Here is a 19,244-nt window from a genome sequence, read left to right on the forward strand (position 1 = left end):
CCCCTCCACCCCGGTCACCCCGAGCAGCGGCGCAGCCGCCCCGCTGGCGCCCGCCTCCAGCTCCCCGTGAGTGAGGGTGTACCCCGGCTCCTCCGCGGAGGCGGCCCGCGCGGCGAGGATCGCCTTGCCGGCGGCCCCCCGGTCGAGCGGGTGCCGGAACCCGGCGCGATAGGCCACGTGGTAGTCGGTCCACGTCGGCTCGACCACGGCGACGGCGAGCGCCTCCGCCCCGTCGACCAGCGTGAGATGGGCGGTCGCCCCTATGTCCTCGGCCAGCGAGCGCAACGCGGGCAGCGCGGCCTCGCGGACCAGCGGATGCACCTGCCGCCCGAGCCGCAGCACGCCGAGCCCGACACGGGCACGGCCGCCCAGGTCACGGCGTACGAGGGCGTGCTGTTCCAGCGTGGCGAGCAAGCGGTACACAACGGTCCGGTTGACTCCGAGTTTGTTGGACAGCTCGGTGACGGTCAGACCGTGGTCGGTGTCGGCGAGCAGTTTGAGGACACGCAGTCCCCGGTCGAGCGTCTGGGAGGTTTCCGCGGTCACGACGCCCACTCCTTAGTGGTGAGAGTCGACGGCCCCCTACGCGGCGGATGCGTCACCGGTCCCATCGGCGACGCGCGTCAGAGGCCGCCGGTTCGGCAACGTCCCGGGCTCTCCCGGGCGGGCACCGGCTGCGCTCCGCGGCGGCGCTGCCACGGGGCGTGTGCGTAGCGGGACAGTAGCGAGCTGGTTCGCTCAGCGGAAGTCTCCGTCCAGAATCCGGGCGTTCGCAGGTACGGACCGGGTTCGGTTACCCGGAGTTAGATTCACTTTCGCCCTGAAATATCCGGCGCACACCACGGGGCGTGCACGAGCCCTGCACAGAGCGCGCACACGCATGAGCGCCGGTGTCATGAGAGACACCGGCGCTCGCGTGGACGTACTTCAGACAGCCACGAACCTTCAGGCAGCCGCGAACGAGGTGGCCGTACCTCAGGCGGACGCCCAGAGCTCATCGCATCCGGGTGGCCCACTCCTGCACCTTGGCGATCCGCTGACGCAGCTGCCCGGCCGTGGCCTCCGCGCTGGGCGGCCCACCGCACACCCGGCGCAGCTCGGTGTGGATCACGCCGTGCGGCTTGCCGCTCTGGTGGACGTACGCGCCGACCATCGTGTTGAGCTGCTTCCTGAGCTCCAGCATCTCCTTGTGGGAGACCACGGGCCGTCGCTCGGCGGGCAGTTCGAGAAGGTCGGCCTCGTCGTCCGGCTTCTTGCGGCTGTGCGCGATCTGCCGGGCCTGCCGCTTCTGGAGCAGGAGCTGGACCTGGTCGGGTTCGAGGAGCCCCGGAATACCGAGGTAGTCCTGCTCCTCCGCACTCCCCGGGTGGGCCTGCATACCGAACTCGGCGCCGTCGTAGAGCACCCGGTCGAAGGTGGCCTCGGACTCCAGGGCCTCGAAGGAGAACTGCTCCTGCTCCCCGGTGTCCTCGTCCTGCTCCTTGTTCGCCTCCTCCATCTCCTTCTCGGATTCGGCGTACGGGTCCTCCTCGCCCTCCTTCTTGGGCTTGTCGAGGGCGTGGTCGCGCTCGACCTCCATCTCGTTGGCGAAGGTGAGGAGGTCGGGGACCGTCGGCAGGAAGACGGAGGCGGTCTCGCCGCGCCGCCTGGACCGTACGAATCGGCCGACGGCCTGGGCGAAGAAGAGCGGCGTGGAGATGGTGGTCGCGTACACGCCCACCGCCAGCCGGGGCACGTCGACGCCTTCGGACACCATGCGGACGGCGACCATCCAGCGGTCGTCGCTGTGGCTGAACTCGTCGATGCGGTTGGACGCGCCCGTGTCGTCGGAGAGGACGAGGGTGGCCTTGCTGCCGGTGATGTCACGGATGAGCTTGGCGTAGGCGCGGGCGGATTCCTGGTCGGAGGCGATGACGAGGGCGCCGGCGTCCGGGATGCCCTTCCTGACCTCGGTGAGCCGCTGATCGGCGGCGCGCAGCACGCTGGGCATCCACTCGCCGCGCGGGTCGAGGGCGGTGCGCCAGGCCTGCGAGATCGCGTCCTTGGTCATCGGCTCGCCGAGCCGGGCGGCGATCTCGTCCCCCGCCTTCGTACGCCACCGCATGTTGCCGCTGTAGGAGAGGAAGATGACGGGCCGCACGACGTGGTCGGCGAGCGCATTCCCGTACCCGTACGTGTAGTCGGCGGCGGACCGCCGGATCCCGTCGCGCCCCTCCTCGTACGTGACGAAGGGGATGGGGTTGGTGTCGGACCGGAAGGGCGTACCGGTGAGCGCTAGCCGACGGGTGGCGGGCTCGAAGGCTTCGAGGCAGGCCTCGCCCCAGGACTTGCTGTCACCGGCGTGGTGGATCTCGTCGAGGATCACCAGGGTCTTGCGCTGCTCGACGCGGTTGCGGTGCAGCATGTGCCGCACGCCGACACCGGCGTACGTGACCGCGACGCCCTGGTACTCCTTGCTGAGCGGCCCCGCGCTGTACTCGGGATCCAGCTTGATCCCTATCCGTGCTGCCGCCTCCGCCCACTGCTTCTTCAGATGCTCGGTCGGCGCGACCACGGTCACCTGCTGCACGACATGGTGGTGCAACAGCCAGGAGGCGAGCGTCAGCGCGAAGGTCGTCTTGCCGGCCCCGGGCGTGGCGACGGCGAGAAAGTCACGCGGCTGCTCCTGGATGTACTTCTCCATCGCACCTTGCTGCCAGGCACGCAGCTTGCTGGCGGTGCCCCAAGGGGCCCGCCCGGGAAACGCGGGCGACAGGTGGTGCGAGGAGGTGGCACTGGCGGCGGTGGTAGTCACGGTCTCCGTGGGGGTGGTTGAGCGGCTCGGCTACGTATGACATCTGCTGCATCTGCTGCTGACTTCTGCTGCGTATGACAACCGGGCCACCCTACCGGCGCCCCCACCGCGTCAACGCGCGGACGACGCGGGGTCACCCTTGGATGGGACTCAGGTCACAAACGGCGCCTCGGATCAGCGGGTGCCGCGGGTCAGCGCGCGAAGCGCGGCAGCCGGGCGGCGATTTTCGGCACGTCCAAGGCGCCCTGGCAAACGTCGAGGACGAATGTCTCGGCCTCGTCCACGTCGAACTCCGCGTCCAACGGGTGGCCGTTCATGTGCAGAAAGACCCAGGTCGCGTACCAGGCGATGCGCTTGTTCCCGTCGACGAGGGCGTGGTTGCGGGCGAGCGACTCCATCAACGCCGCTGCCTTCTCCCAGACGTCCGGATACGCGTCCTGTCCGAAAACACTTGACTGCGGCCGGGCCAGCGCAGAGTCCAGCAGCCCGTAGTCACGCACCTCGTCCGCACCGAGCCGCTTCGCGAGGTTCAGCTGCTCGGGCAACGTGAGGTAGTGCATCAGGCGAGCCTTCGGTTCAGCTCGGCGCTCGCCTTCAGCACGTGCTCGGCCGCTTCGTCGAACAGCCTCGAGTGCTCGTTGACGGCGGAGATCACCGCATCGTGGGCGAAGGCCTGCATGCTGCGCCCTTCCGCTGCCGCGCGCTCGCGCAGGGCGTCGAGCTCTTCGTCCGTGAACCGCAGATTCAGTCCAGCCATGTTTTCGACGGTACTACGCGGTACCACTCGGCGTCACAGGGGAATCGACCCGCAGCCGTGTGGTCACCCAGGCCCCCACCAGCGCCACCCCGGCCATGGGCAGGAACACCGCGGCGAAGGCGGCCGGATGGCCGCCGGAGGCGTTCGTGGCGGCGTGGGTGACCGTGCCGCCGCCCAGGGCCGCGAAGGCCGCGCCGCCCGCGGCGAGGAGGAGGACGTTCGAGAGGCCGTCGGATATCTGGAGGGCGGCGGAGTTGGTGCCGGCCTCCTCGGGGGCGGAGAGGTGGAGCAGGAGGACGCTGGTGGAGGAGATCACCAGGCCCATGCCGAAGCAGCCGAAGGCCCAGGCCACCGCGAGCGTCCACACCGGCACCCCGTCGATCAGCACGCTCGGCGCGGCGGCGATGGAGGCCGCGGTCAGGACCATGCCCAGCAGCATCAGCCGGTCCCGGTACGGTTCCACGCGCGCCCTGGACTGCACGAAGGAACCCAGCGCCCAGGTGCCCCCGCCCGCCGCCAGTGAGAATCCGGCCAGCGTCGGCGACAGCCCGCGCTCGGTGACCAGCATCAGCGGCACGAAGGACTCGGCCGCGATGAAGGACCCGGCGGCGATCCCGCGCAGCAGCACGACGGACGGCAGCCCGCGCGCCGCCAGGTAGGTCCCCCTGGGCAGCAGCCCGAGCACCGCCGGGATCAGCAGGGCGACCCCCACCACGGCCGGGACCACCGAGAGCCACCTCAGGTCCTGCGCCCCGTACTGCAACAGCCCGGCGCCCAGCGAGATGCCCAGCGCCAGCCGGATGCGCCGCCGGTCGAAGGGCGCGGCCACGGCTCCCCCGGCCGGGCCGGACGCCCGCCGCCGTATCTGCGGCAGCGCGAACGCCAGCGGCAGGAGGACGAGGACCGGTATCCCGACGAACACCCAGCGCCAGCCGAGGTGTTCGGTCACCGCGCCGGAGGCGAGCGGCCCGACCACGGACGGGATCACCCAGCTCGCCGCGAACGCCGCCATGATCGACGGCCGCAACCGCTCCGGATAGGCCCGCCCCACGACCACGTACAACGCGACGATCACCAGCCCGCCGCCGAGCCCCTGCACTGCCCGCCCGAGGATGAACAGCCACATCACCCCGGCCGTCCCCGACAGCAGCAGCCCCGCCGCGAACGCCCCGATCCCCGCCGTCAGCGACCCCAGCGGGCCCGCGCGGTCCGACCACTGCCCGGCCAGCACCATCCCGAACAGACTCGTCGTGAAGTACCCGGAGAACGCGAACGCGTACAACGAGACCCCGCCCAGCTCCCGCGCCGCCACCGGCATCGCCGTCCCAACGGCAGTCGCCTCGAAGGCGATGAGCAGCACGACCGACACGATCCCGATACTGAGCGCCCGATGATCACGCCCGAGAACACCTTCGTGGGCGCGGGCCCCGGCCTCGGCCTCGGCCGATGCGATCTGTTTGTTCGGGGCTGCCGGGTTGGCAGGGTCGGCCAGGTCGGCCGGGGTCTCAGCGACGCCGGTGTCGCTCGGTTCCAGGGTGGTCATGCCCGCCAGCGTAAGGGGCACGACTGACATTGACCCCTGTCGGAAGACCGGTCCCACCCCGAGACCTTGGTCGTACGACCACCCCCTCCTCAGCCCCTCCCACCTCCTTTCATGAACGCCGTGTGGCAGTCCCATTGCAGCCCCGCCCGGTCCCTTGAGCCCCTGCCGACAGCGCCGTACGTTCGACACAACGAGTCCGGACCACCGGGAACACCGGGGCACCGCAACCCCGGACTCAAGCTTGGCCGTGTGCCCGAGTGGCTTAGGGACTCGCCTGCAAAGCGAGGCACGTGGGTTCAATTCCCGCCACGGCCTCTGGTTGCCCGACCAGTGGAAACAGAAGGGCGGCACCCCTTGCGGGGTGCCGCCCTTCTGGCCGTCCGTCTCCGTTGCCGTCTCCATTGCCGTCTCCGCTGGCGCTCAGCCAACCTCCGGCAGCTCCTCTGGAGTGGCTTCCTCGTCCGCTTTCCGCCGCGCACTGCGCGCGTTTTCCTCACGCACGGCGTCCAGCCATCGCCACAGCCCGATCTCCTCCAGCTTCAGGCCCGGACAGGCGATCCGATGCGGTATCCGGCACACGGCGCCGGGCATCGGCTCGTCCTCGCGGCTGTTCCACGCCGTCCCGTTGGAGTCGATGCACCAGCGGTGCCAGGCGGGCACCATGTGCGCGGGCACGGGCATGCCCGGCTCAAGGAGCACATGTGTGCCGTAGTACGTGACATACCGATCGCCGACCAGCCCACAGTTGGGGCAGGTGGGGGCAGCCGGCGGCTCAGGCCCGGCGGCACCCTCCATCACGGCCTGGGCGCGGTCGGTGTTCTCCCACGCCCGCGGCGCATCCGGCGGCGGCTGCCGGTGTCCGTCGGGGCCGCAGATCGGGATGATGCTCGACTCGCCTGTATCCCCCATGAGTTCGAGCCTGCGGGTGATTTACGGAACCGGGGTAGGGCGCGAATGGGGCGCAACGGAAGCAAACGGGTGGCGGCCGATGCGGGCGCCGGTCAGGTCCGTGGTGGTGGGAGGAGGTTCTGGACCCGGGTGTTCTGGAAGGAGACGAGCTCCCAGCCTCGCTCCCGGTGGGCGGCCACGTAGGTTTGAACGGAGTGGCTGTCCGGACGGCATTCCGGCTCATCGGGGTTGGCGACACAGCCGTTGGTGATCATGACGGCGGTCGTGGGCGTCGGGTAGCGGAGCGTCACGGGCACCTTGGTGAAGACCAGGCGGGTCCCTTTCGTGTAGTTGTCGAAGTAGATCTGGAAGTTGCGGGCCATTTCCGGCCGGCCGCGCAGGTGCGTGCCGTCGAAAGTGATGAACTCGGCGTCCTCGGCGTAGGTGTTGGCGAAGGCCGTGCCGTCTCCTCGGTTCCACGCGTCGGCCTGCCGCTGGATGAGTCGCTTGAGCTGCGGAAGCGCGGATCCGGCTGATCCGGCTGATCCGGTGAGTTCACTCGTTGCCGTGAGGTGGCCGCCCGCCGGGTCCGGGGCCGGGGCGGTGGCCGCGTTCGCGCCCGGGGCGAGAGCGAACACCGCCGCGGTGGCCAGGGCGAGAGGCCGACGGAGACCCGTCCGCCGGGCAGTGTGCCGTTGATCTGACGCGGGCGAACGTAACGTCATGTCAGTCCTCCATCGGTGAGGTGTGGTTCCCGCCGACTCCACGCCGGTTCGGGTCTGGAGCTGGCTCTGCTCTGCTCTGCTCTGCTCACCAGCCTCGTGCTGTGTCGGCCGGGACGCCCATCTGCCGTACGGCGGAAACCGACCGTTGGCCATCGGACGTCCTCTGCCGTTCGGCAGATCGCGGTGCGCGCGCCGCCGGAGGTACGTTGAGCGGCATGTCCGGTGGAGGGTGGGAGCGGCTGCGGTCGTGGTTACCGGGGACGGCCGCCGTCGGGGTGGGCGTGCTGGCCGTCGTCGGAGTGGTCACCGCCGGTCCGCTGGCCCCGCTCCCCGCCGTGCTCGCGGTGTCCGCGGTCGTCGTCCTCATCGTGTTCCCCGAGCGCACCCGGCCCTGGACCGCCCCTCTGGCCGGACTCGCCGCGCTTGTCTCGGCCGGGGTGACCCCGGTGCTGCTCGTCGGCGGCGGGGTGACCGTCCCGATCGCCGTGTGGGGCGTGGGCGAGGCCGGGGCGCTACTGGTACTGACCGTGCTGGTGTGCAGGCGGGCGACGACGCTCGGCCGGGCCGCGGTCGCCATGGCCGTGCTCGGTCCGGCCGAGGCCGGGCTGATGGTACGTGTCGTGTGGCCCGAGTCACTGTCCAACATGCTCCTGACGACGGCGTACTGGTCGCTGGGGGCCGCTGTCGCCGTCGCCGTTGGCCTGCATCTGCGCTCGATGGACGAGGCATGGGCGCGCTCCGTCGCGGCGGCCCGCCGGACCCAGCGCCTGGAACTCGCCCGGGACCTGCACGACTTCGTCGCTCACGACGTCACCGGCATGGTGGTCCAGGCTCAGGCCGCCACCCATGTACTGGCCGGGCAGCCCGAGGTCGGCGCGGCCCTGAAGCGCATCGAGGAGGCGGGGCAGAGAGCCCTCGCCTCGATGGACCGTACGGTGCACATGCTGCGGGGCACGGACGACGAACCGGCCGTCGGCCCAGCCCCGCCCCGCGTGCCCGCGCTGGCCGACCTTCCCGCCCTGGTCGGTCACTTCGCGGCCATCGGCCCCTCGGTCCCCCGCCTGCGCGTCGACCACCGGGCGGCTGCCGCGTCGGACCGGGAGACGGCCACCACCGCCTACCGGGTGGTGACCGAAGCCCTGACCAACATCCGCCGCCACGCCCCCACGGCCGCCCACGTCGAGATCAGCATCGGTTGCGACGACGGCCAGGGTGACCTGGGCGGCCTGGGCGGCCCGAAGCTCACGGGCGACGGGGGCAGCGGCTCATGCCTGGTTGTCGTCGTCTCCAACGGCCGTACCCCGGCGGGCCGTCAGGGCGCGGCCCCCGCGTACTCCGTCGGCGGTGCTCACCGCCGCCACGGTCTCGGCCTGATCAGTCTGGCCGAACGCGTCGAGGCACTCGGCGGCACTCTCACGGCGGGCCCGACCGCCCCGGGCACCTGGCAGGTCACGGCCGTCCTGCCGATGTCCGCCTCGGCGCGGACGCCCGCGCGAGCGACCTTGTCGACGACACCGGAGGAACCATGGCCGCCACGGACACGATGACCACGGCACCCATCCGGATCCTGGTGGCCGATGACCAACGCGACATCCGGATCGGCTTCCGGATGATCCTGGACGCGCAACCCGACATGCGCACCGTGGGCGAGGCCGCCGACGGGGCCGACGCCATCGACTGCGCCCGCCGGCTCCGTCCCGACGTCGTCCTGGCCGACATCCGCATGCCCGGACCGGACGGCCTGGAGGTCACCCGCGTCCTGGCCGGACCCGACGCGGCGCATCCGACCAAGGTCATCGTCGTCACCACCTTCGACCTCGACGAATACGTGTACACGGCCCTGGCCAACGGCGCATGCGGCTTCCTGCTCAAGCGCTCCGGACCCGCCCTGCTCACCGAGGCGGTCCGCGCCGCCGTGGCAGGAGACGTCCTCATCAGCCCATCCGTCACCGTACGGCTGCTGCGCCACCTCTCTCCCCGCTCCAGCGACCACCACCTGAGCCCGACAGAACCACTGACGGAACCACTGACCGACAGGGAGGCCGAGGTCGCCCGGCTCGTCGCCCAGGGACGGACCAACGCGGAGATCGGCACCACACTCTTCATCACGGCCGGCACCGCCAAAACCCATGTGGCCAACATCCAGCGCAAACTCGACGTACGCAATCGCGTCGGCATCGCCGCCTGGACCTGGCGGAACAGCCAGACCGATCGGACCGGCCCGGACCGCCCGCGACGCTCCGGATGAACCACCTCGCCCCACCTCGCCCAGGGCTCAGAGCACCCCGCCCGCCTCGTCCTGGAACAGTTCCGTCCAGTAGTGCCAGTCCGCCGCCGAGGCGGAGCCCGTGGGGTCGACCGTCGACAGGGTCTGCGTCATCGTCGTGGCCAGCTGGTCGTAGGCCTCTGTGGTCAGTTCGTGGGACAGGGTGCCGTCGATGGCCTTCTCTCGGTGGAGCAGCCAGAGGGTGAAGGCCAGGGTGGAGACGTCCGTGTTGAGGGCGTGCAGGGTGGCCTCGGGCTCGCTCCAGTTGAGGACCGCGCCCGTCGAGCCGTCGACGACCAGGCTGTTGTCCTCGATGAGGTGGCCGAGGCGTATCAAGTGGTCGGAGCCGTCGGGGAGTTCGGCGGCGGTGTACTCGCCCGGGCGCTCGTCCTCGTAGTACTCGGCGAGGGTCGGCAGCGGCACATCCGTGTCCAGCTGGAAGAGGAAGCCGTCCTCCGGCAGGCCCGTGTCGCGCAGGAAGCGGCGGGTCGGCTCGTGTGCCAGCGCCGCCGGGAAGTCGACGTCCTCGAAGCGCACGACCCGGCCCTGGCCGAACTCCTGGTCCAGCAGCCGGTCGGGCAGGTCCAGGGTCAGGGTCTCGTCGGCGGGCGGGCCCGCGACCAGGGCCAGCGGGCGGATCAGCGCCGCCATCCGCCAGAACGGCGGGATCTCGCCGCCGGTGCCCTCCTCGAAGACCGCGAGCAGTTGCTGCGACATCGCGGCCACGGCCTTCGGCCCGAACCGGCCCTCGTAGGAGGCGAACCGGCCGCGTCTGGCCGCCATCTCCTCCGTCGCCGCCACGAACTCCGTCAGGGCCTGGAGGGAGGGCGCGAGCGGGCGACGGTCCATCAGGTCGGGGCGGTCGTGGAAGAAGTACGTGGTGGAGACCTCGCCTGTCGCTCCGTCGAGCAGCACCGACTCCGTCTCGGCGTCGGCGGGGCCGCCGAGCAGCGCGCCTATCACCAGCAGGTCCCGCAGGTCGTCCGCGAGCAGGTCCGGGTCCCCGGTCGAGTCCGCCACCGTCCGGGGGCCGTCCGTGCGCAGCGCCTCGAAGGTCAACAGGCCGCCGTCGTCCGGCAGTCCGGGGCCCGCCAGCCAGCGCCGCGTCGCCGCGTGCGTGACGTACGGGTCCAGTTCGTCCTCGGTCAGAGTGATCGTCTTGATGCCGGCGTCCGTCGTGCTCATCGTTCCCCCGCGCATGGTTGTTCACAGCCCCCGGCAGCACCGGACCGGGCGGCACGCTCAGGGAACTCCACGGAAACCCACGAACAGAGCCTGCGGACAGACTCACGGAAAACGCATGGAGAACCCGTGGAAGATGCCCCGCCGCCCAGCGGTCCTCCCCACTGCCCAGAACACTACGCGGCACCACTGACAACGCCCCGGCACCGCCGTGAGCAGCGGATCACCGGCAGCCGGCTGCCCTCGACCGAATCCGGCCCCACAGCCCTCGGCCGAAGTACCTCAGCCGAAGTACACGCCGCCCGCGACGACCACCACCGCCGCCAGCACGAACACCAGCGCCCACAGCATCAGTTTCCCGACGCCCGGCCCCGGTTCGTAGCGCGGCGGCTCGGGAGGGGTCACTGGGTCGCCGTCACCACGGCCGCCTGGGGCCTTATCGGCAGCCGGTTCACCGGACGCCCCGTGGCCGCCCGTACCGCGGAGGCGACCGCGGCCGGGGAGGTGACCACCGGCACCGCGCTGACGGCCTTCGCGCCGAAGGGCGCGACCACGTCACGCTCCTCGACGAGCTTGACGATGCGGATGTCGGGGGTGTCGAGGGCGGTCGGCAACGAGTAGCCCGTGAGGTCGGGGTGGCGCACCAGCCCGCGCGCGGTGCGCAGGTTCTCCGTGAGGGCGACGCCGATGCCCTGGGTGACGCCGGCCTCGATCCGGGAGGCGAGCTGCGCGGGGTTCAGCACCCGCCCGACGTCCTGGGCGAGCGCCATCTCCACGACCCGTACCGAGCCCAGTTCGATGTCGACGTCGACGACCGCGCGGACAGCGCAGAAGGCGAGCCCCACGAAGGCGTCGCCCTGGCCGGTGCCGTCGAGCGGCTCGGTGGGGTGCGGGCGGCACTGCGCGGTCGCCCACAGCTCCTTGCCGTCCATCGCCTCCGTGACGGTGGTCGACAGCACACCGTCGTACGAGGTGATCTTGCCGTCGGTGATCTGGAGGAGCTCGGTGGACATCCCGAACTTGTGGGCCAGGGGCTGCAGCAGCTGCGTACGGACCATCTTGGCGGCCCGTTCGACCGCGCCGCCGGACACCCACGTGTGGCGGCCTCGGCAGCTGGGCCCCGCGGGGGGCTGGTCGGTGTCCACGGAGGCGACGTGCACCTCTTCGATGCCGAGCGTCTCCTGGACGATCTGCCGGGCCAGCGTGGTGAAGCCCTGGCCGGTCTCCACTGCCGCGCAGAGCACGGTGGCGATGCCGTCGTGGACCTTCACGGTGGCGGTCGAGACCTCGTCCGCGCCCTCGGCGCCGAGCATGTGGACCATGCCCAGGGCGTAGCCGACGCCACGCCGTACGGCACCGGGTTCGCCGGCGCCCTCGGGCCCGCCGGGCAGCAGCCACTCGTCCTCGGGCGTGTCCTTCGGGAGGGCGGGCAGCGGGAAGTCCTGTACGGCCTGCAGCAGTTCGGCGACCGGGGCCGGGCACGTCACGGTCTGGCCAGTGGGAAGCACGTCCCCCGTGGCCATCGCGTTCTGCAGGCGCAGTTCGGCCGGGTCGACGCCCAGCTTCTTCGCCAGCTTGTCCATCTGGGCCTCGTAGGCGGCGCACACCTGCATGGCGCCCTCGCCGCGTACGTGCCCGGAGGGCGGGTTGTTGGTGCGGACGGCCCAGCCCTCGATGAAGGCGTTCGGGACGACGTACGGGCCGCAGGCGAAGGAGACGGCGGCGGCGAGGGCCTCGGACGACGTGTCGGCGTACGCGCCCGCGTCGAGCAGGATCTGCGCCTCGACCTTGACCAGCTTGCCGTCGCTGTCGGCGTGGTGCCGGTAGCGCAGGAGCGTCGGGTGCCGGTGGGCGTGCCCCAGGAAGGACTCTTCGCGCGTCGCGGTGAGTTTGACCGGACATCCGGTCTTCATGGCAAGCAGTCCGAGGGCGAGCTGGAAGCTCTGGTCCTCGCGGTCGGCGGTGGCGCCGGGCACTCCGGTGACGACGACCTTCACTCGCTCCGGTTCCAGGCCGTAGCAGGCGGCGGCGGTGTCGCGGTCGGCGTGCGGGTCGGTGGACGCCACGTAGAGCTCGACCCCGCCGTCGGGGCGGGGCACGGCGAGGCCTGCCTCCGCGCCGATCGGGGCCGGGTCCTGGCGCCCGATGCGGTACAGGCCCTCGACGACGATCTCGCCTGCCGCGTCCGGGTCGCCGTGGCGCAGCGGGATGTGCCGGATCAGGTTGCCGTCGGGGTGCAGGGGTTCGGCCTCGAACGCCTGCTCCGGGTCGGTCACCGGGTCGAGTGTCTCGTACTCGACGATGACGGCCGCCGCGGCCATGCGGGCGGTGTCGGGGTGGTCGGCGGCGACGGCCGCGATGGGCTCCCCGTGGTGGCGTACGACCTCGGAGGCGAACACCGGACGGTCGGCTCTGCCCCGGCCGTGCAGCGCGGCGCCGGGCACGTCCTCGTGGGTGATGACGGCCCGTACGCCGGGCATCTCGCGCGCGTGGGTGGTGTCGATGGACAGGATGCGCGCGTGCGGGTGCGGTGATCTGAGGACGGCGGCCCACAGGAGGCCCTCGGCCCACAGGTCGGCCGCGTACGGGAAGGTGCCCTCGGTCTTGGCACGGGCCTCCGCGGACGGCAGGGACACGCCGAGGCCGTGGGGCAGCGGCTCCGGAGCGGTGCCGGGCTCCGCGGTGGTCGCGGTGGCGGTGTCGTTGCTCACGCCTGGCCTCCGTCCTGGCCGTAGGGCTGCTGGTGCGGCTGTGGTGACTCGAACGCGGACGGGTTGACACTTCCGGCGCCGGGGCCCGCCTGGTGCGGGATACGGGCATCCGCGGAGGGCGCGGAGTCCGCGGTGTCCGCGGCGTTGTCGGCGGACGCGTGGGCCTCTCGCTCGGAGACGACCTCGCGCACGGCGTTCAGGACGCCCCGGTAGCCGGAGCAGCGGCACAGGTTGCCGCACAGGGCCTGGCGCGTCTCCAGTTCGGTCGGCGCCGGGTTGCCCTCCAGGAGGTCGTGCACGGTCATCGCCATGCCCGGGACGCAGAATCCGCACTGCACGGCGCCGCACTTGGCGAGCGCCCGCTGGACGTCGGAGGGCTGCCCGTCGGCGGCGAGTCCCTCGACGGTGCGCACCTCGCTGCCGGCGGCGGTCACGGCGGGCACCAGGCAGGAGGCCACGAGCCGGCCGTCCACCTGCACGTTGCAGGCCCCGCACTCGCCCTGCGAGCAGCCGTCCTTGGCGCCCGCGAGTCCGAGCCGCTCGCGCAGTACGTAGAGCAGCGATTCGCCGATCCAGGCGTCCGTCACGGGCCGTTCGACGCCGTTCACCCGCAGGACGTACGAGGCAAGAGGGTGGTCGTTGTGCGCGGGCGTACCCGGCGAGTCGTCGGCCGCGGGGCCCTCGGCGGCGTCGGCGGCCGGCTCGGGCTCCTCCGGAGAGTGCTCCCTGTGCTCGGAAACCGGTTCGTCGGCCCGTTCCGGGGAGCCCTGGGCGGCCGGTGGCTCACCCGGTTCCTCGCGCATCGTGCCTTCGCGCATCGATTCTTCGCGGTCCACGGAGACCGCGATCTCGTCGGCGTGCTCTCCGGAGACGTCGATGATCTCGGCCGCCTCGATCTCCGCGGCGGTGGGCCCGACGGTGCCGTGCTCGGCGTGGGCCGCGGCCTCCTCGGCGGGCGACTGCTGTCCGGGAGCGGGCTGCTGGGCCCAGGGCTCGTTGGCCCAGGGCGCCGCCGCTCCGCCCGGCAGGGTGGCCGGAGGGGTCCCGCCCCACTGCTCGACCAGGGCCGAGGTCGTGAACTCGCCGGACTCGTCGGGCAGATCACCGTCGGCGACGGGAATGGACCACTGTCCGGTCACGTCCTGACCGGGCGCGCCCTGGTCCCCGTGACCGCCCTGGCCGCCCTGTGAGGGCTCGTCGAAGGTCCACTGGCCTGTTGCCCCCGGGTTGTACGCGAAAGCGTCCTGGGCGCCCTGGCGGTGCTCCTCGGGCAGGGCGTTGGGGTCGGGCCACTGCACGGCCTGCGGCTGCCCGCCCCCGGCGCCCTCGGGCGGCGCGGCCCACGCACCGGGAGCGGCCGGGTCGCCGCCCTCGTCCGTGGGCGCGACCGTTATCGGCGGCGGTACGTAGCCGTGGCCGGGCGCGGCGAGCGGCGAGTCGGCCAGGAGGGCGTCGATGCCCCCTTCGGGGAGCTTGACGAAGGCGGTGGCGCCGTCGTCGTAGTCGCCCTGGGGCAGCGGGTCCCAGCGGCTGCCCGACCGGGGGCCGCTCTCTCCGTGCTGGTCGTCGGTCACGAAAGTGCCCTCCCCAGTGCTCGTCGGGCCAGCGCGGCGACGGTGCGCCGCAGGTGCAGTACGGCGGGTGGCAGTTGCTGGACGGAGCCGTCCTCGGCGGGCGCGGGGTCCGGGATGCAGGCCGCGGCGACGTACTCGCCGAAGGCGTTCAGCGCCTCGGGCACGATCGCGCGGTTGTTGTCCCAGTCGATCAGCGAGGCGACCCACTGCTCGGCGTCCAGGGGCCGCAGCGGCATCGGCGCTATGGCGCCCACGGCGCACCGCACTCCGCGCCTGGCGGGGTCGAGGACGAGCGCGACGGACGCGATGGCCCGCCCGGGCCCGGTCCGTCCGGTCGCCTTCAGGAAGACCTGCGGGGCGTGCAGCAGCGGCACGCGCACGTACCCGATGAGTTCGCCGCCGCGGAGCATCTCCATGCCCGCGAGCAGGTGGGAGACGGGGATCTCGCGGCGGGCGCCGCCGGGGCCCGCGATGATGAGCGTCGCCTCCAGGGCGGCGAGCACGGGAAGCGCGTCCCCGGTGGGGGACGCCGAGGCGATGTTGCCGCCGAGGGTGCCCGCGTTGCGGATCTGCGGCGGTCCCGCCGCCCTCGCGGCGGCCGCGAGGGCGGGAATGAGGGCGGCGAAGTCGGGGCGTCCCATGCGGGCGTGGGTGAGGCCCGCGCCGAGGAGCGCGTGGCCGTCCTGGTACTGCCAGCCGCGGATCTCGCTGATCCGGCCGAGGCCGACGAGCGCGGCGGGCCGCAGTTGCCCGGAGTTGACGGAGGCCATGAGGTCGGTGCCGCCGGCCACGGGAACGGCCGCGGGCATGGCTGCGAGAGCCGCCACGGCCTCGTCCAGCGAGGCGGGCAGCGTCACGGCCTGCGCCGCCTGCGGTGCGTGCGTGGTCAAACCGGCTGCCCCTTCCCGCTGCCCCACCTGGTCCCACCTGTGTTGCCGTACGGTACGTGCTGACAGGGCGGACGTGGCAACTCTGGCACATCTTCCCCGCCCCTCGGCGCGGGGGTCCGCTAGGAGGCATTCCTACCGCCACCAGCGGATGGTCCGTTTTCGCACCACATCGCCCGTCAGCGCGAATTGGCAGCCTTCGATGGCCCTTGGGGCCTTTCTCCTTGAGGGTCACCGTCCCAGGGCAACCGCTTCGGGCGACACCCCTTGGGAGGCACCTCACACGTTCGGGGGCGCTCCCTCGATCGGGCGTCCGAGCACTCCGGGACGCTGCTGCCACGGCAACGGCCCGGTGGGGGGCCGGTAGGAGACTCCGAGGGCGTCAAGTCGCCCGTAGTGGGCGGTCATCCGCCGCTCGAAGCCGGCGAAGTCGCGCTCCACGGGGTCGGGCAGGGCGCTCCAGGCGACCTCGGCGAAGGCCGCGAGCCGGGGAAACGCCTGGTAGTCGACGCGCGAGCGGTCCTCCATGACCTCGGTCCACAGGTTGGCCTGGGTGCCCAGCACGTGCCGCGCCTGATCGGAGGTCAACTCCGGTGGAACGGGCTCGAAGCGGTAGACGTCCTCAAGGGTGCGTACGAAGCCGATCGGCACGGGCTCGTCGGGGCCGCCGTGCTGACGGTGGTCCAAGTAGACCTGCTGCTCCGGGCACATGACGACGTCGTGGCCCGCCCGCGCGGCCGTGATGCCGCCCCGGTAGCCGCGCCACGAGGACACGGCTGCGCCAGGCGCGAGGCCGCCCTCCAGGATCTCGTCCCAGCCGATCAGCCGACGCCCGCGCGCGGCCAGCCAGTTGTCGAAGTGCCGGATGAACCACGACTGGAGTTCGTCCACGTCCGCGAGCCCGAGGTCCACGATCCGCGCCTTCGCGGTCGGTGACGCCTCCCACTGGTCCTTGGCGCACTCGTCGCCGCCGATGTGGACGAACTCCGAGAAGCCGACCGCGTCGGCGGGGAACAGGTCGAGGACTTCCTCGAAGACGCCCTCGTAGAAGCGAAGGACGTTGTCAGTGGGGGCGAGTACGTTTTTGGAGACGCCCCAGGTGTCCCAGACGGAGAGGGAGGTCGTGTCGATGACGTCGGTGTTGCCGAGTTCCGGATATGCGGCGATGGCGGCCTGCGAGTGCCCCGGGATGTCGATTTCGGGGACGACGGCGATATGCCGCTCGGTGGCGTAGGCGACGATCTCGCGGATGTCGTCCTGGGTGTAGAAGCCCCCGTGCGGCTTGTCCTCCCAGAGGGGCGAGGCGCGATGGCCGAATTTGGTGCGCGCCCGCCACGATCCGGTCTCCGTGAGCTTCGGGTACCGCTTGATCTCGATGCGCCAGCCCTGGTCGTCCGTGAGGTGGAAGTGGAAGACGTTCAGCTTGTGCGCCGCCATCAGATCGAGATAGCGCAGGACACCGTCCTTGGGCATGAAGTGCCGTGAGACGTCGAGCATCAGGCCGCGCCAGGCGAATCGCGGAGCGTCCTGGATCTCGGTTTCCGGCAACTGCCAGCCGGTGCGCCGCAGCGGGGCGCGCCGGAAGGCGTCGGGGCCCAGCAGCTGCCGCAGCGTCTGGGCGCCCCAGAACACCCCGGCCGGGCCGCCTCCGGTGACGAGGGCCCGCCGGTCGCGGACGGTGATCCGGTAGCCCTCGGGCGGCAGTTGCGGGTCGAGGCGCAGCTCGACGGAGTTCTCCGCCGCGTGCCCGGGCGGCCCGGGCTCGCCCTCCCGCAGGGGAAGCCCGGTGGCGGCGACGAGCACCGCGCGCAGCCAGCGTGCCGTGCCGTCGGTCTCCGGCCCCGCCGTGAGGGTCGTCTCCTCGTCGAGCGGGAAGACGCCGTCGCCCCAGGTCGACGTGGTCAGCGGCCCGGGAATCAGTTCCGAGGTGGTCATGTCTCAGTCCTTCACCGCGCCGCCCAGTCCGGAGACCAGCCGCCGCTGTACGAGTACGAAGAAGATCAGTACCGGAATGGTCATCACCGTGGACGCGGCCATCACACCGCCCCAGTCGGGGTCGTCGGGCTTGTAGAAGACAAGGAGGGCCATCGGCAGTGTGGACTGCGAAGTGTCGCTGATGATGAAGGACTTGGCGAAGAGGAAGTCGTTCCACGCGGAGATGAACGAGAACACGCTGGTGGCGACGAGCCCGGGAAAGACCAGCGGGAAAAGGATCTGCCACAGGAACCGCGTCCGGCTCGCCCCGTCGATGTAGGCGGCCTCCTCCAGTGCCTCCGGGACGGCCTTCACAAAGCCGCGCAGCATCCAGATCGCGAAGGGCAGCGAGAAGGCGATGTGCGGCAGGATCAGCGCGCCCAGCGTGTTGAGCTGCCCGAGGTCCCGCATCTGGAAGAAGAGGGGGATCGTCAGGGCCTCGACGGGCACCATCTGCGCGATGAGGAACATGATGAGCAGGGTGGTGCGGAATCGGAAGCGGAATCGGGTCACGGCGGTCGCCGCGAGAAACGCGATGAGCGCCGAGACGGCGACGACGGTGACCGCCACGATGAGGCTGTTGAGGAAGTACCGGCCGAATTCCTGCTGCCCGAAGACGCGTCGGAAGGAATCGACGGTCGGATCCAGCGTCCAGGGCCGCGGCTCGGTCGACTCGATCTCCCCGGCGGGCTTGAAGGCGCTGAGCACCATCCAGTAGAGGGGGAATGCGACGACCGCCGCGATCAGCAGTGCGGATGCCTCGGCGGCCAGCCGCCACGGCCGCTGTACGGAACGGCGTGCGAAATCACGCACAAAGCCTTCTGTTTTCACGGGACTTGCGGAACTCACAGCTCCTCCCCCTGCCTTCTGATCAGCCTCAGATATACGAGCGTGACGGCGAGCAGAATCAGCAGCATCACCACTCCGATCGCCGAGCCGAGGCTGTACTGGGAGGACGCGAAGGCCTTCTGGTAGGCGTACACGTTCAGTACGAGGTTCTGGCCGGCGATGCCTCCGCCGCCCGTCATGACGTAGATCTGCGTGAAGACCTTGAAGTCCCAGATGACCGACTGGATGGTGACGACCACGAGGATCGGCCGGAGCATCGGGGCGAGCACCGAGCGCCAGATCCGCCACTGGGAGGCGCCGTCCAGGGACGCGGCCTCCAGCACCTCGGCCGGTACGGCGCGGATGCCGGCGTACACCGTGACCATCACGAACGGGAAGGAGCACCAGACCACTTCGAGCAGGACGAGGGCGAAGGCGCTGTAACGGCCGTACGTCCAGGAGTGGTCGCCGAGCCCGAGGATCCGGTTGACCGGACCGAAGTCGGGGTCGAAGAGAAGCAGCCACACCGTCGACCCGGTCACCGCGGGTGTCGCCCACGCGCCGAGCGCGGCCATCATCAGCGCGAGCCGCGGCACGGCACGGACACGTGTCAGGAGGACGGCGAGCGCGCAGCCGACCGCGAGCGTCGACACCACACACGCGCCGGCGAACAGCACGGTGGCCAGCAGGACCTGCCAGAACTGCGGGTCCCCGAAGAGCGTCGCGTAGTTGCCGAACCCCTGGAAGGTGGCCGGCTCCCCGCCGCTGACCTGTGCCTGCGTGTACTCCAGGAACGAGATCAGCCCGAGCTGGTAGACGGGGTAGACGAGCAGCCCGCCGATGACGACGAGCGCGGGGGCGAGGTAGAGCCAGGGCGTCCAACCGCCCCGCGCGAGCGGGGACTTGCGGCCCCCGCCGCCACGGCGGCCCGGGCGGGCCGCCGTGCGGACGGGTGCGGGCGACGCACCCTTGGCCGGACCGGACCCGCCCTGCCGGGGCGCGGGCGGGGCCGCGACCCCGGGCTGCGCCCCGTCCGGCCCGCCCTCGCGCGAGGCCGGCTGCGCGGACGGGCCCGGCGGCGGGGCGGCCCCCGGCAGCGGACGGTTCGTCATCCG

Annotated in this window: 17 protein-coding genes and 1 tRNA gene; 3 read left to right on the forward strand and 15 right to left on the reverse strand. The window is 71.5% G+C overall.

Going from position 1 to position 19,244, the window contains the following annotated elements; all coding sequences use genetic code 11:
* The 5 genes from AOK17_RS23980 to AOK17_RS24000 form a co-directional block, all read right to left on the reverse strand.
* Nucleotides 1-546, reverse strand: a 546-nt coding sequence (locus tag AOK17_RS23980; protein ID WP_055614630.1) for an IclR family transcriptional regulator, incomplete at its 3' end; no start/stop codon positions are given.
* Between the two features lie 448 nt (nt 547-994).
* Entirely contained in the window at nt 995-2,794 is a 1,800-nt protein-coding gene (locus AOK17_RS23985) for a DEAD/DEAH box helicase (protein ID WP_055614608.1), read from the reverse strand.
* 191 nt (nt 2,795-2,985) lie between these two features.
* On the reverse strand, nt 2,986-3,354 hold the full coding sequence (locus tag AOK17_RS23990) for a type II toxin-antitoxin system death-on-curing family toxin (RefSeq protein WP_055614609.1): 369 nt from the start codon (nt 3,352-3,354) through the stop codon (nt 2,986-2,988).
* Nucleotides 3,354-3,551, reverse strand: a complete 198-nt coding sequence (locus tag AOK17_RS23995; RefSeq protein WP_055614610.1) for a hypothetical protein — start codon at nt 3,549-3,551, stop codon at nt 3,354-3,356. Before AOK17_RS23995 ends, AOK17_RS23990 begins: the two co-directional genes overlap by 1 nt.
* 13 nt (nt 3,552-3,564) lie before the next feature.
* Nucleotides 3,565-5,094, reverse strand: a complete 1,530-nt coding sequence (locus AOK17_RS24000; RefSeq protein ID WP_055614611.1) for an MFS transporter — start codon at nt 5,092-5,094, stop codon at nt 3,565-3,567.
* Between the two features lie 243 nt (nt 5,095-5,337).
* Between AOK17_RS24000 and AOK17_RS24005 the strand changes: the two genes are divergently transcribed.
* Nucleotides 5,338-5,409, forward strand: a tRNA-Cys gene (locus tag AOK17_RS24005).
* Between the two features lie 105 nt (nt 5,410-5,514).
* On the opposite strand, the gene AOK17_RS24010 is transcribed toward AOK17_RS24005, so the two are convergent.
* Both AOK17_RS24010 and AOK17_RS24015 read right to left on the reverse strand, forming a co-directional pair.
* A complete protein-coding gene (locus AOK17_RS24010; RefSeq protein ID WP_055614612.1) occupies nt 5,515-6,003 on the reverse strand; it encodes a DUF6083 domain-containing protein in 489 nt (162 codons plus the stop codon).
* 92 nt (nt 6,004-6,095) lie between these two features.
* Entirely contained in the window at nt 6,096-6,707 is a 612-nt protein-coding gene (locus AOK17_RS24015) for an SgcJ/EcaC family oxidoreductase (RefSeq protein ID WP_055614613.1), read from the reverse strand.
* A gap of 215 nt (nt 6,708-6,922) precedes the next feature.
* On the opposite strand from AOK17_RS24015, the gene AOK17_RS24020 reads away from it, so the two are divergent.
* Nucleotides 6,923-8,254, forward strand: a complete 1,332-nt coding sequence (locus tag AOK17_RS24020; RefSeq protein WP_079053247.1) for a sensor histidine kinase — start codon at nt 6,923-6,925, stop codon at nt 8,252-8,254.
* Nucleotides 8,251-8,955: a response regulator gene (locus tag AOK17_RS24025; RefSeq protein ID WP_055614631.1), complete on the forward strand. Its 705-nt coding sequence runs from the start codon at nt 8,251-8,253 to the stop codon at nt 8,953-8,955. Before AOK17_RS24020 ends, AOK17_RS24025 begins: the two co-directional genes overlap by 4 nt.
* A 27-nt stretch (nt 8,956-8,982) precedes the next feature.
* On the opposite strand, the gene AOK17_RS24030 is transcribed toward AOK17_RS24025, so the two are convergent.
* From AOK17_RS24030 to AOK17_RS24060, 8 genes are all read right to left on the reverse strand, one after another.
* Nucleotides 8,983-10,158, reverse strand: a complete 1,176-nt coding sequence (locus tag AOK17_RS24030) for an SUKH-4 family immunity protein (protein WP_055614615.1) — start codon at nt 10,156-10,158, stop codon at nt 8,983-8,985.
* Nucleotides 10,159-10,437: 279 nt separating this feature from the next.
* On the reverse strand, nt 10,438-10,560 hold the full coding sequence (locus AOK17_RS53610; protein ID WP_266762935.1) for a hypothetical protein: 123 nt from the start codon (nt 10,558-10,560) through the stop codon (nt 10,438-10,440).
* Nucleotides 10,557-12,866, reverse strand: a complete 2,310-nt coding sequence (locus tag AOK17_RS24035; protein ID WP_055614616.1) for a xanthine dehydrogenase family protein molybdopterin-binding subunit — start codon at nt 12,864-12,866, stop codon at nt 10,557-10,559. Before AOK17_RS24035 ends, AOK17_RS53610 begins: the two co-directional genes overlap by 4 nt.
* Entirely contained in the window at nt 12,863-14,440 is a 1,578-nt protein-coding gene (locus tag AOK17_RS24040; protein WP_055614617.1) for a 2Fe-2S iron-sulfur cluster-binding protein, read from the reverse strand. Before AOK17_RS24040 ends, AOK17_RS24035 begins: the two co-directional genes overlap by 4 nt.
* Complete coding sequence (locus tag AOK17_RS24045) at nt 14,437-15,330, reverse strand: FAD binding domain-containing protein (protein ID WP_055614618.1); 894 nt, start codon at nt 15,328-15,330, stop codon at nt 14,437-14,439. Before AOK17_RS24045 ends, AOK17_RS24040 begins: the two co-directional genes overlap by 4 nt.
* Nucleotides 15,331-15,606: 276 nt before the next feature.
* Complete coding sequence (locus AOK17_RS24050; protein ID WP_079053248.1) at nt 15,607-17,262, reverse strand: beta-N-acetylhexosaminidase; 1,656 nt, start codon at nt 17,260-17,262, stop codon at nt 15,607-15,609.
* A gap of 3 nt (nt 17,263-17,265) precedes the next feature.
* Nucleotides 17,266-18,114 (reverse strand): carbohydrate ABC transporter permease, encoded by an 849-nt coding sequence (locus AOK17_RS24055; RefSeq protein ID WP_055614619.1) that lies wholly within the window; start codon nt 18,112-18,114, stop codon nt 17,266-17,268.
* A 32-nt stretch (nt 18,115-18,146) separates the two neighbouring features.
* The gene (locus AOK17_RS24060) at nt 18,147-19,241 is read right to left on the reverse strand and encodes a carbohydrate ABC transporter permease (RefSeq protein WP_055614620.1); all 1,095 of its coding nucleotides are present in this window, start codon (nt 19,239-19,241) and stop codon (nt 18,147-18,149) included.
* Nucleotides 19,242-19,244: the final 3 nt, after the last annotated feature.

The organism is Streptomyces phaeochromogenes (assembly GCF_001418655.1).
Lineage (GTDB): Bacteria > Actinomycetota > Actinomycetes > Streptomycetales > Streptomycetaceae > Streptomyces > Streptomyces phaeochromogenes.